The sequence below is a fragment of the Roseibium sp. genome (assembly GCF_048261595.1).
Taxonomy (GTDB): Bacteria; Pseudomonadota; Alphaproteobacteria; order Rhizobiales; family Stappiaceae; genus Roseibium.
The window spans coordinates 238,151-253,423 of record NZ_JBLXFW010000001.1; the positions used below are offsets into that span (position 1 = coordinate 238,151).

Sequence of the window (15,273 nt, forward strand, 5' to 3'; positions counted from 1 at the left end):
TTTCAATTTAGTATACTATTGTATCCTAGATAATGAAGATGTACGAAGACATCCATTCGCCGGCGCATTCCCGTGCACCGGCCGACAGATGACATCACCAGACGACAGACCGGGAGAGACTGTCATGACGGAAACGATCCAGACGGATGTGCTGGTAATCGGAGGCGGTAACGCGGCGCTTTGCGCGGCCATAGCGGCGCGGCGCAAGGGATCGAACGTTCTGGTGCTCGAGGGCGCTCCGAAGTTCTACCGGGGCGGCAACACCCGCCACACCCGCAACATGCGCTGCGCCCACGACACGGCGACCGACACCCTGACCGGCCCTTACACGGAAGAAGAATTCTGGGACGATCTGCTGCGCGTGACGGAGGGCAATACGGACGAGCCTCTTGCCAGGCACATGATTGCAAAGTCCAAGGAAATGCTGACCTGGATCACCGAACAGGGTGTCCGGTTCCAGCCCTCGCTCGGCGGCACGCTCAGCCTCGGGCGAACCAATTCCTTCTTCCTTGGCGGCGGTCGCGCCATGCTGAATGCGCTGTATCTGACGGCGGAAAAGCTCGGCGTCGAAGTCCGCTACGATGCTCCAGTCACGTCGCTGGACATCGAAGACGGTAACTTCAGGGCGGCGATTGCACGCATCGACGGCAAGGACATTCGGGTCGAGGCAAAGTCACTCGTCGCGGCAGCCGGTGGTTTCGAGGCCAATATCGATTGGCTCAAGGAAGGCTGGGGGCCGCCGGCGGAAAACTTCCTTATTCGCGGAACCCCCTACAATCGCGGCGACGTCCTGAAGATGCTGCTGGCAAACGGCGTCGAATCCATCGGCGACCCGACCCAGTGCCATGCGGTGGCCATCGATGCGCGGGCACCGAAATTCGACGGCGGCATTATCACTCGCCTCGACTGCGTGGTATTCGGCATCGTCGTCAACAAGAACGCCGTGCGCTTCTATGACGAGGGCGAGGATTTCTGGCCCAAGCGCTACGCCATCTGGGGCCGACTGGTCGCTGCCCAGCCGGACCAGATCTCCTATATCATCTTCGACGCCAAATCCCTGAAGAAGTTCATGCCTTCGCTGTTTCCGCCCATCAAGGCGGACACCATCGCAGAGCTTGCGGTCAAACTTGAGCTGCCGGTCGAGCAGCTTGAACGCACCGTCGGAGACTTCAACGCAGCGGTTCAACCCGGCACTTTCGATCACACCGTCTTCGACGATTGCCGGACAAAGGGGCTCGAGATCGAAAAGACCCACTGGGCGACAAAGCTGGAAGATCCGCCTTACTACGCCTACCCCGTTCGGCCCGGGATCACCTTCACCTATCTGGGAACGCGGGTCGACAAGGATGCCCGGATGCAGATGGCAACGGGTGGCGGTGCGAGCAACATGTTCGCGGCCGGCGAGATCATGGCCGGCAATGTGCTCGGCAAGGGATATGCCGCCGGCATCGGCATGACCATCGGCAGTGTCTTCGGAAAAATTGCAGGCGAAGGAGCGGCAACCCATGCAGGTCATTGAACAACACGCGACCGACCATCTTGCCGAGGCCGAACGGCTGATGACGGTCTGCAACTCCTGCCGCTACTGTGAAGGCCTGTGCGCGGTCTTCCCGGCAATGGAACTGCGCCGGAGTTTCGCCGACGGGGACCTGAACTACTTGGCCAACCTCTGCCATTCCTGCGGTGGTTGCTACCAGGACTGCCAGTTCTCGCCGCCCCATGAGTTCGACGTCAATGTGCCGGCGACGCTTTCACGGGTAAGGACGGACAGCTATCGGCAGTACGCCTGGCCCAGGGCGTTCCAGCCTATGTTCGATCGCAACGGCCTTGCCATTACCCTGGTAGCCGCCCTGTCGGTCGCCAGCTTCATCCTCGGCTTTGCCCTTTGGCATGATCCGGGCGTTTTGACCTCCGCAACGGGCAACTTTTACAAGCTGATGCCCCATAATGTCATGGCAGGTCTCTTCGGTTCCGTTGCACTCTATGCGGCACTGGCCATCACCATGGGGTTCGTCAACTTCTGGAAAGATATCGGCGCAGGCAGCATTTCAGCGGGGTCCGGTACTTCCATCTGGCAGGCAATCAAGGATGCAGGCTCGCTGCGCTATCTCGATGGCGGCGGGGTCGGCTGTTACAACGAGGATGAAAAGCCGACCGACAACCGGCGTTTCCATCACCACCTGACCTTCTACGGATTCGTCCTCTGCTTTGCGGCGACGACCACCGGAACCATCTACCACTATGCGCTCGACTGGCCCGCACCCTACGGTCTGTTGTCACTGCCCAAACTGTTCGGCATTCCCGGCGGCATTGGCCTTGTCATCGGCCCTATCGGCCTGATGAAGGCAAAGCTGGCAAGGGATCCCGGGATGGTGGACAGGAGCAAGTTCGGTATGGAAACCGCGTTCCTTGCCATGCTCTTCGCCACGGGCCTGACAGGTCTCCTGCTGATGGCACTGAGGGAGACGCCTGCGATGGGCCTGACGCTTGCCCTCCATCTCGGCGTTGTCTTCGCCCTGTTCCTGACCATGCCATATGGCAAGTTCGTCCATGGCTTCTATCGCTTCGGTGCCCTGGTCCTTTACGCCACCGAACGCAAGCTGGACAAACCGGCGACAGTCCGAAAGGCTGCGTAAGACAAGCCAGACCTGATACGGTCAAACAAAATGCCCGGCTCGATGGCCGGGCATTTTTCGTTTCATCTCTTGCAACCAGGTCAGATCATGCCGCCATTCGGCTGGATGATCTGGCCGAGAACCCAGGAGGATTTGTCGGATGCGAGGAAGGCCACCACCTCGGCGATTTCCTCGGGCTGACCGACCCGGCCGAGCGGGCTCATGCCGGCGGAGCGCTTGATCGCCTCTTCGTTCTTGCCCGAACGGAAGAGATCCGTATCCACCGGCCCCGGAGCAACCGCGTTGACCCGGACACCACGGCCCGCCAATTCCTTGGACATGGACCGGACCAGGCACTCGACGGCCGCCTTGGTCGCACTGTAGGGACCGACGCCGGGGACCGCGTTGCGCACGAGCGATGTGGTCGTCGCGATGATCGTGCCATTGTCGGCAACCTGGCGAGCCGCTTCGGCCAGGATGTTGAACGCGCCAACGATGTTCACCTCGACCAGCTTGCGGAAGTTTTCCGGGTCGAACTGCGCCATAGGTCCGGGGGGAACGTTGATGCCCGCATTTGCGACGACACAGGTCGGCGCAGCGCCGAAATCGGACGCTACATCGGCAAACACCTTTGCGACATCAGAAGGAGTGCAAACGTCAGCCTTATAGGACTTGATCGTGGTTCCGGGAGCCGCCTCGACTGCAGTCGGCTCGCTGGAGACATAGGTCAGGGCGACGTCGAAGCCATCCTGGTTCAGTTTTTTCACGCAGGCAGCACCGATGCCGCGGGAGCCGCCGAATACGATGGCGATCTTCTTGCTCATGTCGTTTCCTCAGGTGTTGGACCCGGCGTCCGCCGGGCATGCCGGTTTGATAGGTCAGGAAAGGCCGGTCAGATCGTCGAGATCGTGACGATCCGTTCCTCGGTCATTTCGTGAATTGCGTAACGCGGTCCTTCGCGGCCAAAGCCGCTGTCCTTGGATCCGCCGTAAGGCATCATGTCGACGCGTGAACTCGACGTCTCGTTGATGTGGACCCCACCGACTTCCAGGTGCACGGCCATGTTTAATGCCTGCGTTAGCTGATTGGTGAAGATGCCCGTGGCTAGGCCGAACGGAGTTGCATTGACCCGTGCGACCGCCTCGTCGAGCGTGCGGAAGGACATGATGCAAACGACCGGCCCGAAGATCTCGCAGGCCCCGACCTTCATGTCTGGCGAGACATTCGCAAGGAGAGTCGGCGCCATCACAGCCCCCTCGCGTGTTCCGCCTGCGAGCAAGTGTGCGCCCTGGGCAACAGCGTCGTTCACCCAGGCCTCGACCCGTTTGGCTTCCTTTTCGGCAATCATCGGACCGACAACCGTGTCGTCACGCGAAGGATCACCGAATGGAAGAGCACGTACACGATCTTTCATTTGCGCGATTACATTGGCCACGATTTCTTCCTGCACGAGAAGGATTTGAACCGATGTGCAGACCTGACCTGCCTTGCGGTACCCCGCGTTGACGATCTTGGGCAACGCCCGATCCAGATCGGCATCTGCGCAAAGGACCGTGAAGGCGATCGAGCCGAGTTCCATCTGCGTCCGGCGCAGGCCTGCCGCCATCTGGATGCTCCGACCGACCTCGGTGCTGCCGGTAAAGGCAAAGAAGCGAACCCGATCGTCCTCGAGCAAGGCGCGGGCGACGTCGCCGCCCCCCTGGACGAGCGAGAGGAAACCGCGCGGCATGCCCGCTTCGACCAGGACTTCCACCAGCTTGAGCGCTGTCAGCGGCGTGTTGCTCGAGGGCTTCAGGATCACGGCATTTCCGGCAGCAAAGGCCGGGCCGACCTTGTGGGTCACCGTGTTGAGCGGAGAGTTGAACGGCGTAATCGCTGCGACAATTCCAAGCGGAACACGAAGCGTGAAGGCCAGTCGTCCGGCCTGGTTCGGTGCGCCTGCAAGCGGGATCACGTCGCCGGCCAAGCGCCGGGCCTCTTCGGCGGACAATCGCAAGGTCTGGATGCAGCGGCTGACCTCTCCGCTCGCATCCGATGCCGTGAACCCGGCCTCGGCCTGCATCACCGCAACGAAGTCGTGACGCATTCGCTCGACCAGAACCGCTGCGCGGTCGAGAACCACGCCGCGTTCGTATGGCGTCGGAGCCCCTTTTGCAAAAGCCTCCTGTGCCGCATCAATTACACGCGCAACCTGGCTATTGCTCGCGCTGGGCACGCGGGCAATCGGTTTCAAGGTATATTTGTTCAGGAGGTCGAAGACCTCGCCCTCGCCTGCTTCCCACGCTCCGTCGACCAGCAAGGGATAGGCCTTTGCGAGAACTGGCTCGACGATGTCATTGGTGTCGGTCACGGTGCCGTCCTTTCCGGGTTCTCAGAGCCAGAGAATCTGTTTGCGGTAGTCGATATCGGTCAGCAACGCCTCTGCCGGCCCCTCGTGGAAGACAGCGCCGCGTTCAAGTGCAAACACCCGATCGGAGAGCGCCAAGACCAGATCGAGGTTGTGTTCCACAATCAGGATCGGCACTTCCTGCCGGAGTTTGTCGAAGATCCGGAACAGCTCTTCCACGATTGCAGGGGCGAGTCCCTCGAAAGGCTCGTCGAGCAAGAGAAGCTGAACATTTCCGGAGAGAGCCCGGGCCACCGCCAGCATCTGCTGCTCACCTCCAGACAGGAAATCTGCCGGAGTGTCGTACCGCTCTTTAAGACGCGGGAACATTTGCAGGATCCGTTCCTCGCTCCACACAACGCCGGTTTGACCGTCGGTGGCACGGGCAAGACGGCCGAGGGCGAGGTTCTCAGCAACGCTCATGCCGGAGAAGATGCCTCTTCCCTGGGGCACATAGCCAACGCCTGCACGGGCGATATCGGGTGCTGATACGCCGACCAGCTCGTTGCCGTCAAAGCGTATGCTTCCGCTCTTGGGCGGGACCAACCCGGCAAGGCTCTTGAGGAGCGTTGACTTGCCGGCACCGTTGCGCCCGAGGAGCGCAACGATCTCGCCCTTGCGGATGTTCAGGGAAGCATCGTTGAGGATGTGGCTCTTGCCGTAGTAGGTGTTGATCTTGTCGATCACCAGCAACGGTTCGGCGTCCGTATCCCGGGCAGCGGTTCGTCCGGTCACGGCCGGCGTTCCCGTGCCGGTGTAGATCTCCTGGACGTGCTTGTCGGCCCGTACAGCTTCGGGACCGCCGCTCATGAGAACGGTTCCCTGGTTCATCACCGTCACCTCATGGGAGAAGGACAGGACCCGATCGAGATCGTGTTCGACGATCAGAACCGGAATGTTCTCCGCCATCCGGGTCACCAACCGCGACACGCGCTCGCGTTCGGCGGCAGCAAGTCCTGCCAGCGGCTCATCCAGCAAGATGATCTGGGGCTTGGAGGCCAGCGCGATGCCAAGGTCGACCAAACGCTGTCCGCCGTAGGACAGGTCTCCGCCCTTGATGTCCTCAATCCCTTCAAGGCCGAGGAACTTCATCAACTCCGCGGTGTGCTCGTGCACATCCTCAAAGGTGTCAATGTCACGCCAGATATTGTAGCGGCACGGATGCTTGGCCTGGACGGAAAGACGCAGATTTTCATAGATCGACGCACCTTCGAAAAGGTTGGTGATCTGGAACGAGCGCGCGAGCCCCATCTCCGCTATCTTGTTGGCCGGAAGACCGCCAATTTCCTCACCGTTCAGCCGGACCGAGCCCTTGTCGGGGGTATACATCCCCGAAATCAGGTTGAAGGTGGTCGTCTTGCCAGCACCGTTCGGGCCGATCAGGGCATGGATCTGGCCGCTGTCGACATTCAGATCCACGCCGTCGACAGCCTTGTAGCCACCAAAGTTCTTATCAATCTTGCTGACTTGCAGGACCGGCCCCTGCTTCGGCGCCGGGCGAAGAAACTCGGGCAGCGGCAAGCCATCATAGATCTTGCGCCGGCTCATCGCGGCCGTTTCCGCAGGCTCCGGACGGAACCGCTTCCTGATCTGTCCCCAGATCCCGACGATGCCGCCCGGCGAGTAGAGAACAAAGCCGACGAACACGAGACCGAACCAGAACAGCCAGTTGCCAGTCCAGATCGAGAAAAGCTCACGGAATATGATGTAAAAGACCACACCGATTGCTGGCCCGAGGATGTTGTTCATGCCGCCGATGACGACCATGGCCAGCAATTCGCCAGAGAGCGCGATCGACGTCGATTCTGCAGTGACGATGTAGTGCTCAAAGCCGGACAAGGACCCGGCCAGACCGGTGATCATCGCGGACAGAACGAAGGAAATCAGCTTGTAGCGCTGGATGTCATAGCCCTGGAACGTCGCCCGTTCCTGGTTTTCCCGGATCGCGACCAGCACGTGGCCAAGCGGCGAGCGCAGGAAACGGACCATGGCAAACAGCACCAGGGCACCGACGACTGCAACAAAACAGTAGTAGTTGACCGAGTTGTCCAGATCGATCCCGAGAATGGAGCCCCGCTGAAGTCCGGCCAGACCGTCTTCACCTCCGGTGACATCCGTCCAGCGGAACGCAATCGTGTAGCTCAATGCCACGAGCGCCAAGGTCAGCAGGGCGAAGTAGACGCCGCGCCGGCGCAGGATCAGGAAACCGATGACCATCGCCATCGCTCCGACGAAGGCGATGGAAAACAGCGTTGGCATGATGATCTGGCCCGGAAACCAATTCAGCTGTGCCAGACCGGCGGCATAGGCCCCTACGCCAAACCACATGGAATGGCCGAAAGAATGCAGTCCCGTGTAGCCGACCAGAAGGTTCAGGCCGATCGCGGCGATAGCGAGGATAACGACCACGGAGGCCGTATTCACGGTCAGGCCGATGAGCGGCATTGCGATCGGCAGAAGGACCAGCGCGGCCGCGCCTATCAGAAATGGCTGGTATTTTTGCAGAAGTGTCGTTTTCATTATTCAAATTTCTCGATGCGCTCGCCCAGAAGACCGCGGGGGCGGAACATGAGCACCAGGAACATCAGGACATAAGCGGAAGCAGGACCTGCGGGCGGGTAGAAGTGGATGGTGATGCCTCGCACCACGCCGACAAGAAGCGCTGCCAGAACCACGCCCCAGAAGCTGCCAAGGCCGCCGATGACAACGATGACGAAGGCAACGGGGAGGATTTCAGCGCCCATTGCCGGGTGTACGATGGTAATCGGCGCGAACAGCGCTCCACCCAGAGCGGCAAGAACCACGCCCAGCATGACAACGGTGGTCATGTATGGCTGAAGACGGATCCCGAGTGCAGCAACCATATCAGGCTGCTGGATCCCGGCCCGTACGACGCGCCCGAAGGACGTCCGGTTCAGGAGGAACCAGATACCGGTCAACACCACGACAACGACTGCCAGCATCGTCAGGCGGTATTTCGAGAAGTAGAAGTCGCCCAGCACGACCGGCCCGCGGATGGCATTCGGCAATGACATCGGCAGGGGAGCTGCACCCCAGATCATGCGGATTGCCTGCTCGGCAACCATCGCCAGCCCGAACGTCACCAAAAGACTGAGGATCGGGTCCTCGCGGTAGAACCTGCGAAGGATGAAGCGCTCAAAGACGATTCCGATCAGGCCGACCAGCACCGGGGAAATGGCGGCGGCCGGGGCAAAACCGACGTAGTTCGCGATTGTCACGGTCACATAGGCACCAAGCGCGTAGAACGCGCCATGGGCCAGGTTGACCACGCCGCCAACGCTGAAAATCAGGGAAAGTCCCAGAGCCAGCAGCAAGTAATATCCACCGAGCACGAGGCCATTGACCACTTGCTCGAGCAAGAAGACGATCTGCATGTTTGTTCCAGTAGTCGAAGCGCGCTGCCGCGAAAGCGGCAGCGCCAGAAAATGTGGCGCGCCGTCGGCGCGCTTGCCGGAGCTGTGCCCTTAGAGCTTGCAGCCACCTGCCTCGACGGTCGGGAAGATCGATTCCAGATCTTCGTCCGGTCCGGGAACCGGCTGACCAAGAACGATCATGTCATGCTCATTTGCAGCATTGCCATCGACCGAGAAGGCAAAGGCTTCCTGGATGAGCTGGTGGTCGCCCTTGCGGAAGTAGCCTTCGCGATTCTTGAGCAGATCGAACTTGGCACCGGATTCCAGGTACTGGATCAGGTCCGGAGTTCCCGTCGACTGGGTTTCACCAAGTGCCTTGGCCATGATGTTCATGGCAACGAAGGAGATCCAGGAATGGTTTTCCGGCAGCTTGCCATAGGATTCCTGGAAGGCGGAGACATAAGCCTGCGAACCTGCAGTCTGCAGCGTGTCGTACCACGGTGTCGGCCAGGTGCCGGACAGGTTGCCAACGCCGGCCGCCCAGGCATCTGCCGTATTGAGGTTGAAGCCGACGGTCGGGAACGGCAGGCCAAATTCGGCATACTGTTTGACGAAGTTGGTGACCTGGTTGCCTGCGAGGTTCAGACACACAACATCCGGCTGTGTCTGGCGCACCTTCAGAAGGAAGGGACTGAAGTCCGTAACATCCGTCGCCACGAGCTCGTCTGTCACAAGGGTCGCATTGTTGCCATCGAAGAACGTCTTGGCGGCCGACAGAAGATCATGACCAAAGACGTAGTCAGCGGTCAGCGTCATGAACCGCTTGCCATCGACCATGCCTTCGCGCTTCAACGCCCCACCGACAGCATTGACCATCACCGTATTCGGGATGTCGCAGCAGAACATGTACTCGCTGCAGTTCTTGCCGCGCAGAACGTCGGAGCGCGGGCCGACGGCGATGAAGAGCTTCTTGTTGCGTTCTGCGACCTGCGAGATTGCCAATGCCGAAGCCGAGCTGATTTCACCGATCAGGAAGTCGACATTGTCCTGTTCGATCATGCGCTGCGCCTTAGTGGTCGCAGTGTCCGGGTTGATCGAATCTTCTGAAATCAGTTCGAGGGTCTTGCCGTTGACGCCACCGGCAGAGTTGATCTGCTCGACGGCAAGCTGAATGCCCAAGGTCGCATATTCGCCCAGAACGCCGAGGAAGCCGGTCTTCGGCGTCAGATGGCCGATCTTGATAACGTCTGCAGCGCGCAGAACGGATGGCATTGCGAGCATTGAGCCGGCCGCTACGCCCGCCGCCCCGAATTTCAGCGCGGAGCGACGTGACACCATCAGATCGGATGACGCCCCCTTGTGATTGCGATCAGTCATTGTATTTCCTCCCGACTTACACGACTGCCAGTGAAATCATTTCTTATGACTTGGACGGGCTGCTTATGACGAGCACCGCCAGTTATGATCGCAATACTATGGAGTGCCTGTTTTTAGCGGAAATACTAAATAGATCGACGCGCTATAAGCTGGACTTATGATCAAAACTGCGCTCTCATCGCCAACATGCTCGATACACGTCAACTTCGCTATTTCGTCCAGATCGTTGAAAGCGGCAGCCTGTCCAAGGCTTCCCGGCAGCTCCTGATTGCCCAACCGGCCCTGAGCCAGCAATTGGCCAAGCTGGAGGACGAGGTCGGACGCCCGCTGCTGCACCGTTCGTCCAAGGGCGTTACCCCAACCGAGAACGGTCTGGCCCTCTATCACCACGCGCGTTTCATGCTGCGCCAACTCGATCAGGCCCTGTCGATCGCACGTGCCGATACCGGCGCAATCCAGGGCATGGTGTCGGTAGGCCTTCCGGCCACGACCGTGTCGGCGCTGGGCCTCAATCTCGTACGGAAGGTGCGCGAGCGCTATCCGAGCATCCTGCTCAACGTTGTTGAGGGCATGAGCGGGCATATCGGCCACCTCATGCGCCTTGGACAACTCGATCTTGCAGTGCTTTTTTCCAGCGACATCTCACCGGAACTGACCGTCGAACCACTGCTGATCGAAGAACTTTTTGTCCTCATTCCGGAACACAGTGATCTTGTTCCCCAAGACCGGACATCGATCACGATAGCCGAGGCATCAGCGATCCCGCTGATCCTGCCGACCGGCTCACACGGTCTACGTCAGAGAATCGCGGCGGAATTCGAAAACCGGGGCCTGAGCACCAATGTGGTAGCGGAGATTGATTCCCTGTCGCTGCTGATGAATTGCGTCTTCGAGGGGATCGGCGCCACCATCAAGCCAATGGGGGCAGTGATGCAGGAGGGAGCGCGCGGTCGTAATTGGCGCTGCCTTCCGATTTCCGATGCCCGTTTCCGCCGCCGGAATTTTCTCTATTCGCTGTCGCCGGACCGGCTGACGGCAGCGGCTGCAGTCGTTGCGCGAGAAGTCAAGGAAACCGCCCAGGAGCTGGTCGACGGCCGTGAGTGGGAAGGCTTTGAGGACAATTCTGTCCTGAAGACGCTTGAAGCGTCCAGCGTCATGATCTGATCGCGAGCGCTTGCGAGCTTCAAGAGATAAAGAAAGGAGCAGGGTTTCCCCTGTCCCAGTTCAGCTGCATCCTGTTGCCTTGCGGTGGCCCTACTCGTCGGTCAACGGGGTCGTTACGACGATGAAGGTCAGATCCCCTAGCCCCGAATTCTGGATCGAATGCCAGGTACCCGGCGGCAGGAAGATCACATCGTGTTTGCGCACAACGTGTCTTTCGTCGCCGATCTCCATCAGGCCTTCGCCATCAAGGACGTGATAGACCTGCTCCTGCCTCTTGTGGACGTGCCGTTCCACATAGGCCATCGGCTGGTAGGTCGAGATCCGGTAGTCGAGCTGTTTCGAGCCCGTTGTATCCGGATGGACCAGAGCCTTGGAAAGTGCGCTGCCAAAGTGCCCCGGAAATTGCTGCCAGGGCTCTTCTGCAATGTTTCGAATGACGCCTTCACCCTTGGTGGTCATGTCCGTTTCCTCTCAGATGTCTTGTCAATCAGGCCGGGTCGCCCGGTTTCCATGCCTTGCCGAAGACCGGCTGCTTCGGAACGATTGGCGGCAATTCCCAGGCCCCGGTCGCTGGCGGGCGAATATCTGCGTCCACATGCACGTCGATAAGGGCGGGCCGATTTGAAGCGATTGCCTGCTCCAGAACGCCGGCAAAATCCTGCGACTTTGTCACCGTGTAGCCGTCGACGCCTGCAGCGCGGGCCCATGCTGCGAAGTCGGGATTGTAAGGCTCGTGGTTCGGTCCCTGGTAGAATGCGGTACCGTATTCGCGGCCATCGAAATAGGCGTACTGAAGATCGCGGATAGCGCCCCAGGCGAAGTTGTTCCAGACCACCCAAACCACAGGAATATTGTACTCGACCGCCGTGCAGAGCACGTGCGGGACCATGGTGAAGCCACCATCGCCGCAGACGGAGATGACCGGACGGTCGGGCGCTGCCAGCTTCGCGCCGAGCGCCGAACTCGGACCGAAGCCCATGCCGGAGTAGCCCCAGGTGTTCAACATCGTCTGCGGGCGCCGGGACTCCCAGAACTGCATGAACCAATTGTGATGAATGCCGGAATCCAGCGTGATGATGCCGTCGTCCGGCAACACCTTTCGGCAGTCGGCAACGATGCGTTCCGGCCGGATCGGCGTGCTGTGAAGTTCGAACCCCGGCTGCACGAATTTCAGCCACTCTGATTTCCAGCCAGCAATCTGGGCATGCCAGCCCTCCAGCCGTGGGCCTGCACCGACATTCCGCCGATCCAGTTCAGCCAGGATCTGTCGCAGGAACGCCTTTGCATCGGCAAGGATGCCCATATCCGGCGGGTAATTGCGCCCGATTTCCGCGTGGTCCACGTCGACATGAATGAGTTTCGTCTCGGGGAAGTTCCAGGAATACCCGGGCATCCAGGACGATGCCGAGCGGTCATCGAAACGGGCCCCGATGGCAAGCACCAGATCGGAGTGCCGTCCGGCCTGGTTCGACTGATAAGCGCCATTGCGACCGATGAAACCGAGCGATAGGTCGGAGCGCATGTCAATGCAGCCCATGCCGTTCGGGGAACTGACGACCGGTATGGACAGGCGTTCGGCAAGCGACACAAGTTCCTCTGCCGCCTCGGACAAGGTGACCCCGTGGCCGATGAAGAGAACCGGTCGCTCGGCGGCAAGCAGCCAGTCCGTCGCCTTGGTCACGTCGGCATCGCTGGCCCCGCTGCGCCGGCTGTTAAACCCGGCCCAGGCGGTTTCCTCCTGAACCTCGGCCTCTTCAACAAAGAGGTTGTAGGGCACGTCCAGATTGACAGGACCCGGACGTCCCGTGGTCATGGTCTGCGCGGCCTGGCGCATCGCGAGCGGCAGCATTTCGACGCGTGTCGGCTGGAACGATCGCTTCACGACAGGCTTGATGACATTGTTGAAATCAGCCTGGTGGTGCTGGTTCAGTTCCTGAAAAGGGCCGCGATTGAACTGCGACGTGGGGACGTTCGCGGTGATCGAAAAAACCGCGGAACTGTCGGTCTGCGCAACCGCCAGCCCCATGATGAGGTTCGCCGAGCCCGGACCGGTCGATGTCAGCGTTGCAGCGGGTTTGTGGCTGACCCGGAAGAAACCGTCAGCCATGTGGGCGGCCGTCTGTTCGTGCCGCGGAGAGACCAGCTTGACCTCGTCCTTCACGTCATAGAGCGAGTCGAGCAGCCCCACGTTGCCATGCCCGCAGATCCCGAACACATATGGGATCTTTTCCTTGACCAGGAATTCGGCGATGAGATCGCCGCCTTTACGCTTTGCCATTATACCTGCCTAGACTGTTTCCTGAGGTGTCTTGATGCGGCTCTCTGTGTCTGGAGCCGTATCCTCTGAAGGTGTTTCGATCCCGGCCAGATGCCTTCCGGCAGTCCAGCCGAAAGTCATTGCCTGCCCGAGCTGGGCTCCGGCTCCGGGGTATTGTCCGCCGAACGCGGACTGCATGTCGTTGCCGCAGACATAAAGCCCCGCGATCGCGATTCCGTCTGCGTCGACGGCCTGGGCGTTTCGGTTTGCAAGTAGCCCACGACTGATTCCAAGCGGGGTCGGCCAGACCGCCATCGCATAGAACGGACCATGCTGGATCGGGCCGATACAGGGATTGGAAGGGATCGCCGGATCGCCGTTGCTGCGATCGTAGATCGTCTCGCCCTTGCCGAAGTCCTCGTCCACACCAGTCTCGGCGAACCGGTTATACCGGGCGACTGTCTGCTCAAGTGCGGCTGCCGGGACGCCGATATGTGCTGCGAGTTCCGCCAGGCTTCGCCCCTCCATCAGGTAGCCGCTTTTGACGTATCTTTTCAGCGAGGGCGTTCGCGGGCGGATCAATCCGAGGCCGTATTTGGCAATGAACCCTCTGTCTACGACCAGCCATGCTGGGACCGCACTCTGCTCTGCCGTAGTCGCGGCATACATGTTCCGAACGAATTCGTGGTATGACACCGCCTCGTTGGTGAAACGCTTGCCCAGACTGTTCACGGCGATCAGACCCGGCTTGGAGCGATCAAGGACGATGTGAGGATAGACGGCTGTTGTCCCATCCTTGCGCGTTGCGACGGAACTTGGAAACCAGAGTGCATTGTCCTTACCCGAGGGACCGAGGGCAGCTCCCGCTTCGAGTCCCAGATCGATGGTTCGGCCGATACAGCCCGGGCCGGCCGGCGTATGGTTTGGGACCGGATGCAGAAGATGTTCTGCCCGCTTTCCCGGGCTTGCCGGAAAACCGCCACCGGCCAGGACGATGCCCCGCGCCGCCTCCAGTGCGATCGTCTTTCCGGCGTGCTGCACAACCACCCCACTCACCCGCCCGTTCCGGCGAACGAGCCGCTGCGTCTGTGCCTCTGTCACGACCTCACCGCCGTTGTCCTTCAGGGCTTTCCAGAGCGTCGCCACCAGCGCATTCCCCAAGACCAACCGACGGCCCCGTTTCGATCGCAAGCGATCCACTGCGTAACGAAACACGAGTTTCGCTCCGAGAAGAAACCCACCCGGATCGCGATCGGCCCTGATCAGTCGCGCGGCCTCGGCACGGGTGACCATCATTCCTCCAAGAACCATCAGTTCCGGAATGGGCCAGGCAAGACGCTCGAAATCGGAGCCGAGATCGCCGCCGTCGAAAGCCATGGGCTCAAGCGCCCGTCCGCCGGGTGCAGCGCCCGGGTGATCCTGGCGGTAGTCGGGCGCGGACATGAAGGGCCGGAAGCGCAGGCCTGCCCGCTGCTCAAGATCCCGCAGCATGTCTGGTGCCTTTGCGAGAAAAACGCGCCAGTTGCGCGGATCCACATCTTCTCCAACGAGACTGCCGAGATAAGTGGCCGCGGCCCTATCATCTCCAGAAACACCGCACTGGCGCATGAGATGGTTGTCAGGCACCCAAACGGTGCCGGAGGATCGTGCGCTCGTGCCACCGACAACAGCCTGATGCTCGAGAACGATGACCCGTAAACCCTCAAGCGCAGCCGTTACGGCGGCTGTCAGGCCGCCGACACCGCTTCCCAGGACGACCACATCCGCCTCCCAGACGGCATCGGGCCGCGAGTTTAGGTCATGTTGCCGTTCCACCTTACTCAGCGCCTCCCGTAGCCGGTGCATCTCGTCAGTCACCCCTAACCTCAGGGGTGACCCGCCCAATCGGCCTGGACAAATTCGTTTTGCGCCTTCGGCATGCGAAATGATCTCGATGGGCGATATGGTTGGAGATGGCCGAGCCGCCGGTTGCCTCTTGCCTCATGGACTGACCAACCGGGAGAACCTTAAACTCCTGAGAAATTTGCGAAAAATAGGAAATATCGAAGACCCTATAAGCAGCGCCTATAGCAACCCGAGAGGTCCTCTCCTCTCCGAGCA

Annotated in this window: 11 protein-coding genes; 3 read left to right on the plus strand and 8 right to left on the minus strand. The window is 60.3% G+C overall.

What is annotated here, in order from left to right; all coding sequences use genetic code 11:
* Positions 1-124 precede the first annotated feature (124 nt).
* Positions 125-1,519, plus strand: a complete 1,395-nt coding sequence (gene tcuA / locus ACN0SY_RS01060; protein ID WP_417683905.1) for an FAD-dependent tricarballylate dehydrogenase TcuA — start codon at positions 125-127, stop codon at positions 1,517-1,519.
* Positions 1,506-2,636, plus strand: a complete 1,131-nt coding sequence (gene tcuB / locus ACN0SY_RS01065; RefSeq protein WP_417683906.1) for a tricarballylate utilization 4Fe-4S protein TcuB — start codon at positions 1,506-1,508, stop codon at positions 2,634-2,636. Before tcuA ends, tcuB begins: the two co-directional genes overlap by 14 nt.
* Before the next feature lie 80 nt (positions 2,637-2,716).
* On the opposite strand, the gene ACN0SY_RS01070 is transcribed toward tcuB, so the two are convergent.
* From ACN0SY_RS01070 to ACN0SY_RS01090, 5 genes are all read right to left on the minus strand, one after another.
* Positions 2,717-3,439 (minus strand): SDR family oxidoreductase, encoded by a 723-nt coding sequence (locus ACN0SY_RS01070; protein ID WP_417683907.1) that lies wholly within the window; start codon positions 3,437-3,439, stop codon positions 2,717-2,719.
* A 68-nt stretch (positions 3,440-3,507) separates the two neighbouring features.
* A complete protein-coding gene (locus tag ACN0SY_RS01075; protein WP_417683908.1) occupies positions 3,508-4,965 on the minus strand; it encodes an aldehyde dehydrogenase family protein in 1,458 nt (485 codons plus the stop codon).
* A 21-nt stretch (positions 4,966-4,986) separates the two neighbouring features.
* Entirely contained in the window at positions 4,987-7,521 is a 2,535-nt protein-coding gene (locus ACN0SY_RS01080) for an ATP-binding cassette domain-containing protein (RefSeq protein WP_417683909.1), read from the minus strand.
* Positions 7,521-8,396, minus strand: coding sequence for a branched-chain amino acid ABC transporter permease (locus ACN0SY_RS01085; protein WP_417683910.1), 876 nt, complete (start codon positions 8,394-8,396; stop codon positions 7,521-7,523). The genes ACN0SY_RS01080 and ACN0SY_RS01085 overlap by 1 nt, the downstream gene beginning before the upstream one ends.
* Positions 8,397-8,486: 90 nt before the next feature.
* The gene (locus ACN0SY_RS01090; protein ID WP_417683911.1) at positions 8,487-9,752 is read right to left on the minus strand and encodes an ABC transporter substrate-binding protein; all 1,266 of its coding nucleotides are present in this window, start codon (positions 9,750-9,752) and stop codon (positions 8,487-8,489) included.
* Between the two features lie 186 nt (positions 9,753-9,938).
* Between ACN0SY_RS01090 and ACN0SY_RS01095 the strand changes: the two genes are divergently transcribed.
* Positions 9,939-10,916, plus strand: a complete 978-nt coding sequence (locus tag ACN0SY_RS01095; protein WP_417683912.1) for a LysR substrate-binding domain-containing protein — start codon at positions 9,939-9,941, stop codon at positions 10,914-10,916.
* Between the two features lie 90 nt (positions 10,917-11,006).
* Here the strand turns inward: ACN0SY_RS01095 and ACN0SY_RS01100 are convergent, their stop codons facing one another.
* From ACN0SY_RS01100 to ACN0SY_RS01110, 3 genes are read right to left on the minus strand one after another with little or no spacing between them, the layout of a single operon-like run.
* Entirely contained in the window at positions 11,007-11,375 is a 369-nt protein-coding gene (locus ACN0SY_RS01100; protein WP_417683913.1) for a cupin domain-containing protein, read from the minus strand.
* A 28-nt stretch (positions 11,376-11,403) separates the two neighbouring features.
* A complete protein-coding gene (locus tag ACN0SY_RS01105; protein WP_417683914.1) occupies positions 11,404-13,194 on the minus strand; it encodes a thiamine pyrophosphate-binding protein in 1,791 nt (596 codons plus the stop codon).
* Positions 13,195-13,203: 9 nt separating this feature from the next.
* Positions 13,204-14,988, minus strand: coding sequence for an FAD-dependent oxidoreductase (locus ACN0SY_RS01110; protein WP_417683915.1), 1,785 nt, complete (start codon positions 14,986-14,988; stop codon positions 13,204-13,206).
* Positions 14,989-15,273 lie beyond the last annotated feature (285 nt).

Bases quoted from the DNA above. Each gene is read 5' to 3' on its own strand.
- tcuA (WP_417683905.1), top strand. From the start codon at position 125: ATGACGGAAACGATCCAGACGGATGTGCTGGTAATCGGAGGCGGTAAC.
- tcuB (WP_417683906.1), top strand. From the start codon at position 1,506: ATGCAGGTCATTGAACAACACGCGACCGACCATCTTGCCGAGGCCGAA.
- ACN0SY_RS01070 (WP_417683907.1), bottom strand. From the start codon at position 3,439: ATGAGCAAGAAGATCGCCATCGTATTCGGCGGCTCCCGCGGCATCGGT.
- ACN0SY_RS01080 (WP_417683909.1), bottom strand. From the start codon at position 7,521: ATGAAAACGACACTTCTGCAAAAATACCAGCCATTTCTGATAGGCGCG.
- ACN0SY_RS01085 (WP_417683910.1), bottom strand. From the start codon at position 8,396: ATGCAGATCGTCTTCTTGCTCGAGCAAGTGGTCAATGGCCTCGTGCTC.
- ACN0SY_RS01090 (WP_417683911.1), bottom strand. From the start codon at position 9,752: ATGACTGATCGCAATCACAAGGGGGCGTCATCCGATCTGATGGTGTCA.
- ACN0SY_RS01095 (WP_417683912.1), top strand. From the start codon at position 9,939: ATGCTCGATACACGTCAACTTCGCTATTTCGTCCAGATCGTTGAAAGC.
- ACN0SY_RS01100 (WP_417683913.1), bottom strand. From the start codon at position 11,375: ATGACCACCAAGGGTGAAGGCGTCATTCGAAACATTGCAGAAGAGCCC.
- ACN0SY_RS01105 (WP_417683914.1), bottom strand. From the start codon at position 13,194: ATGGCAAAGCGTAAAGGCGGCGATCTCATCGCCGAATTCCTGGTCAAG.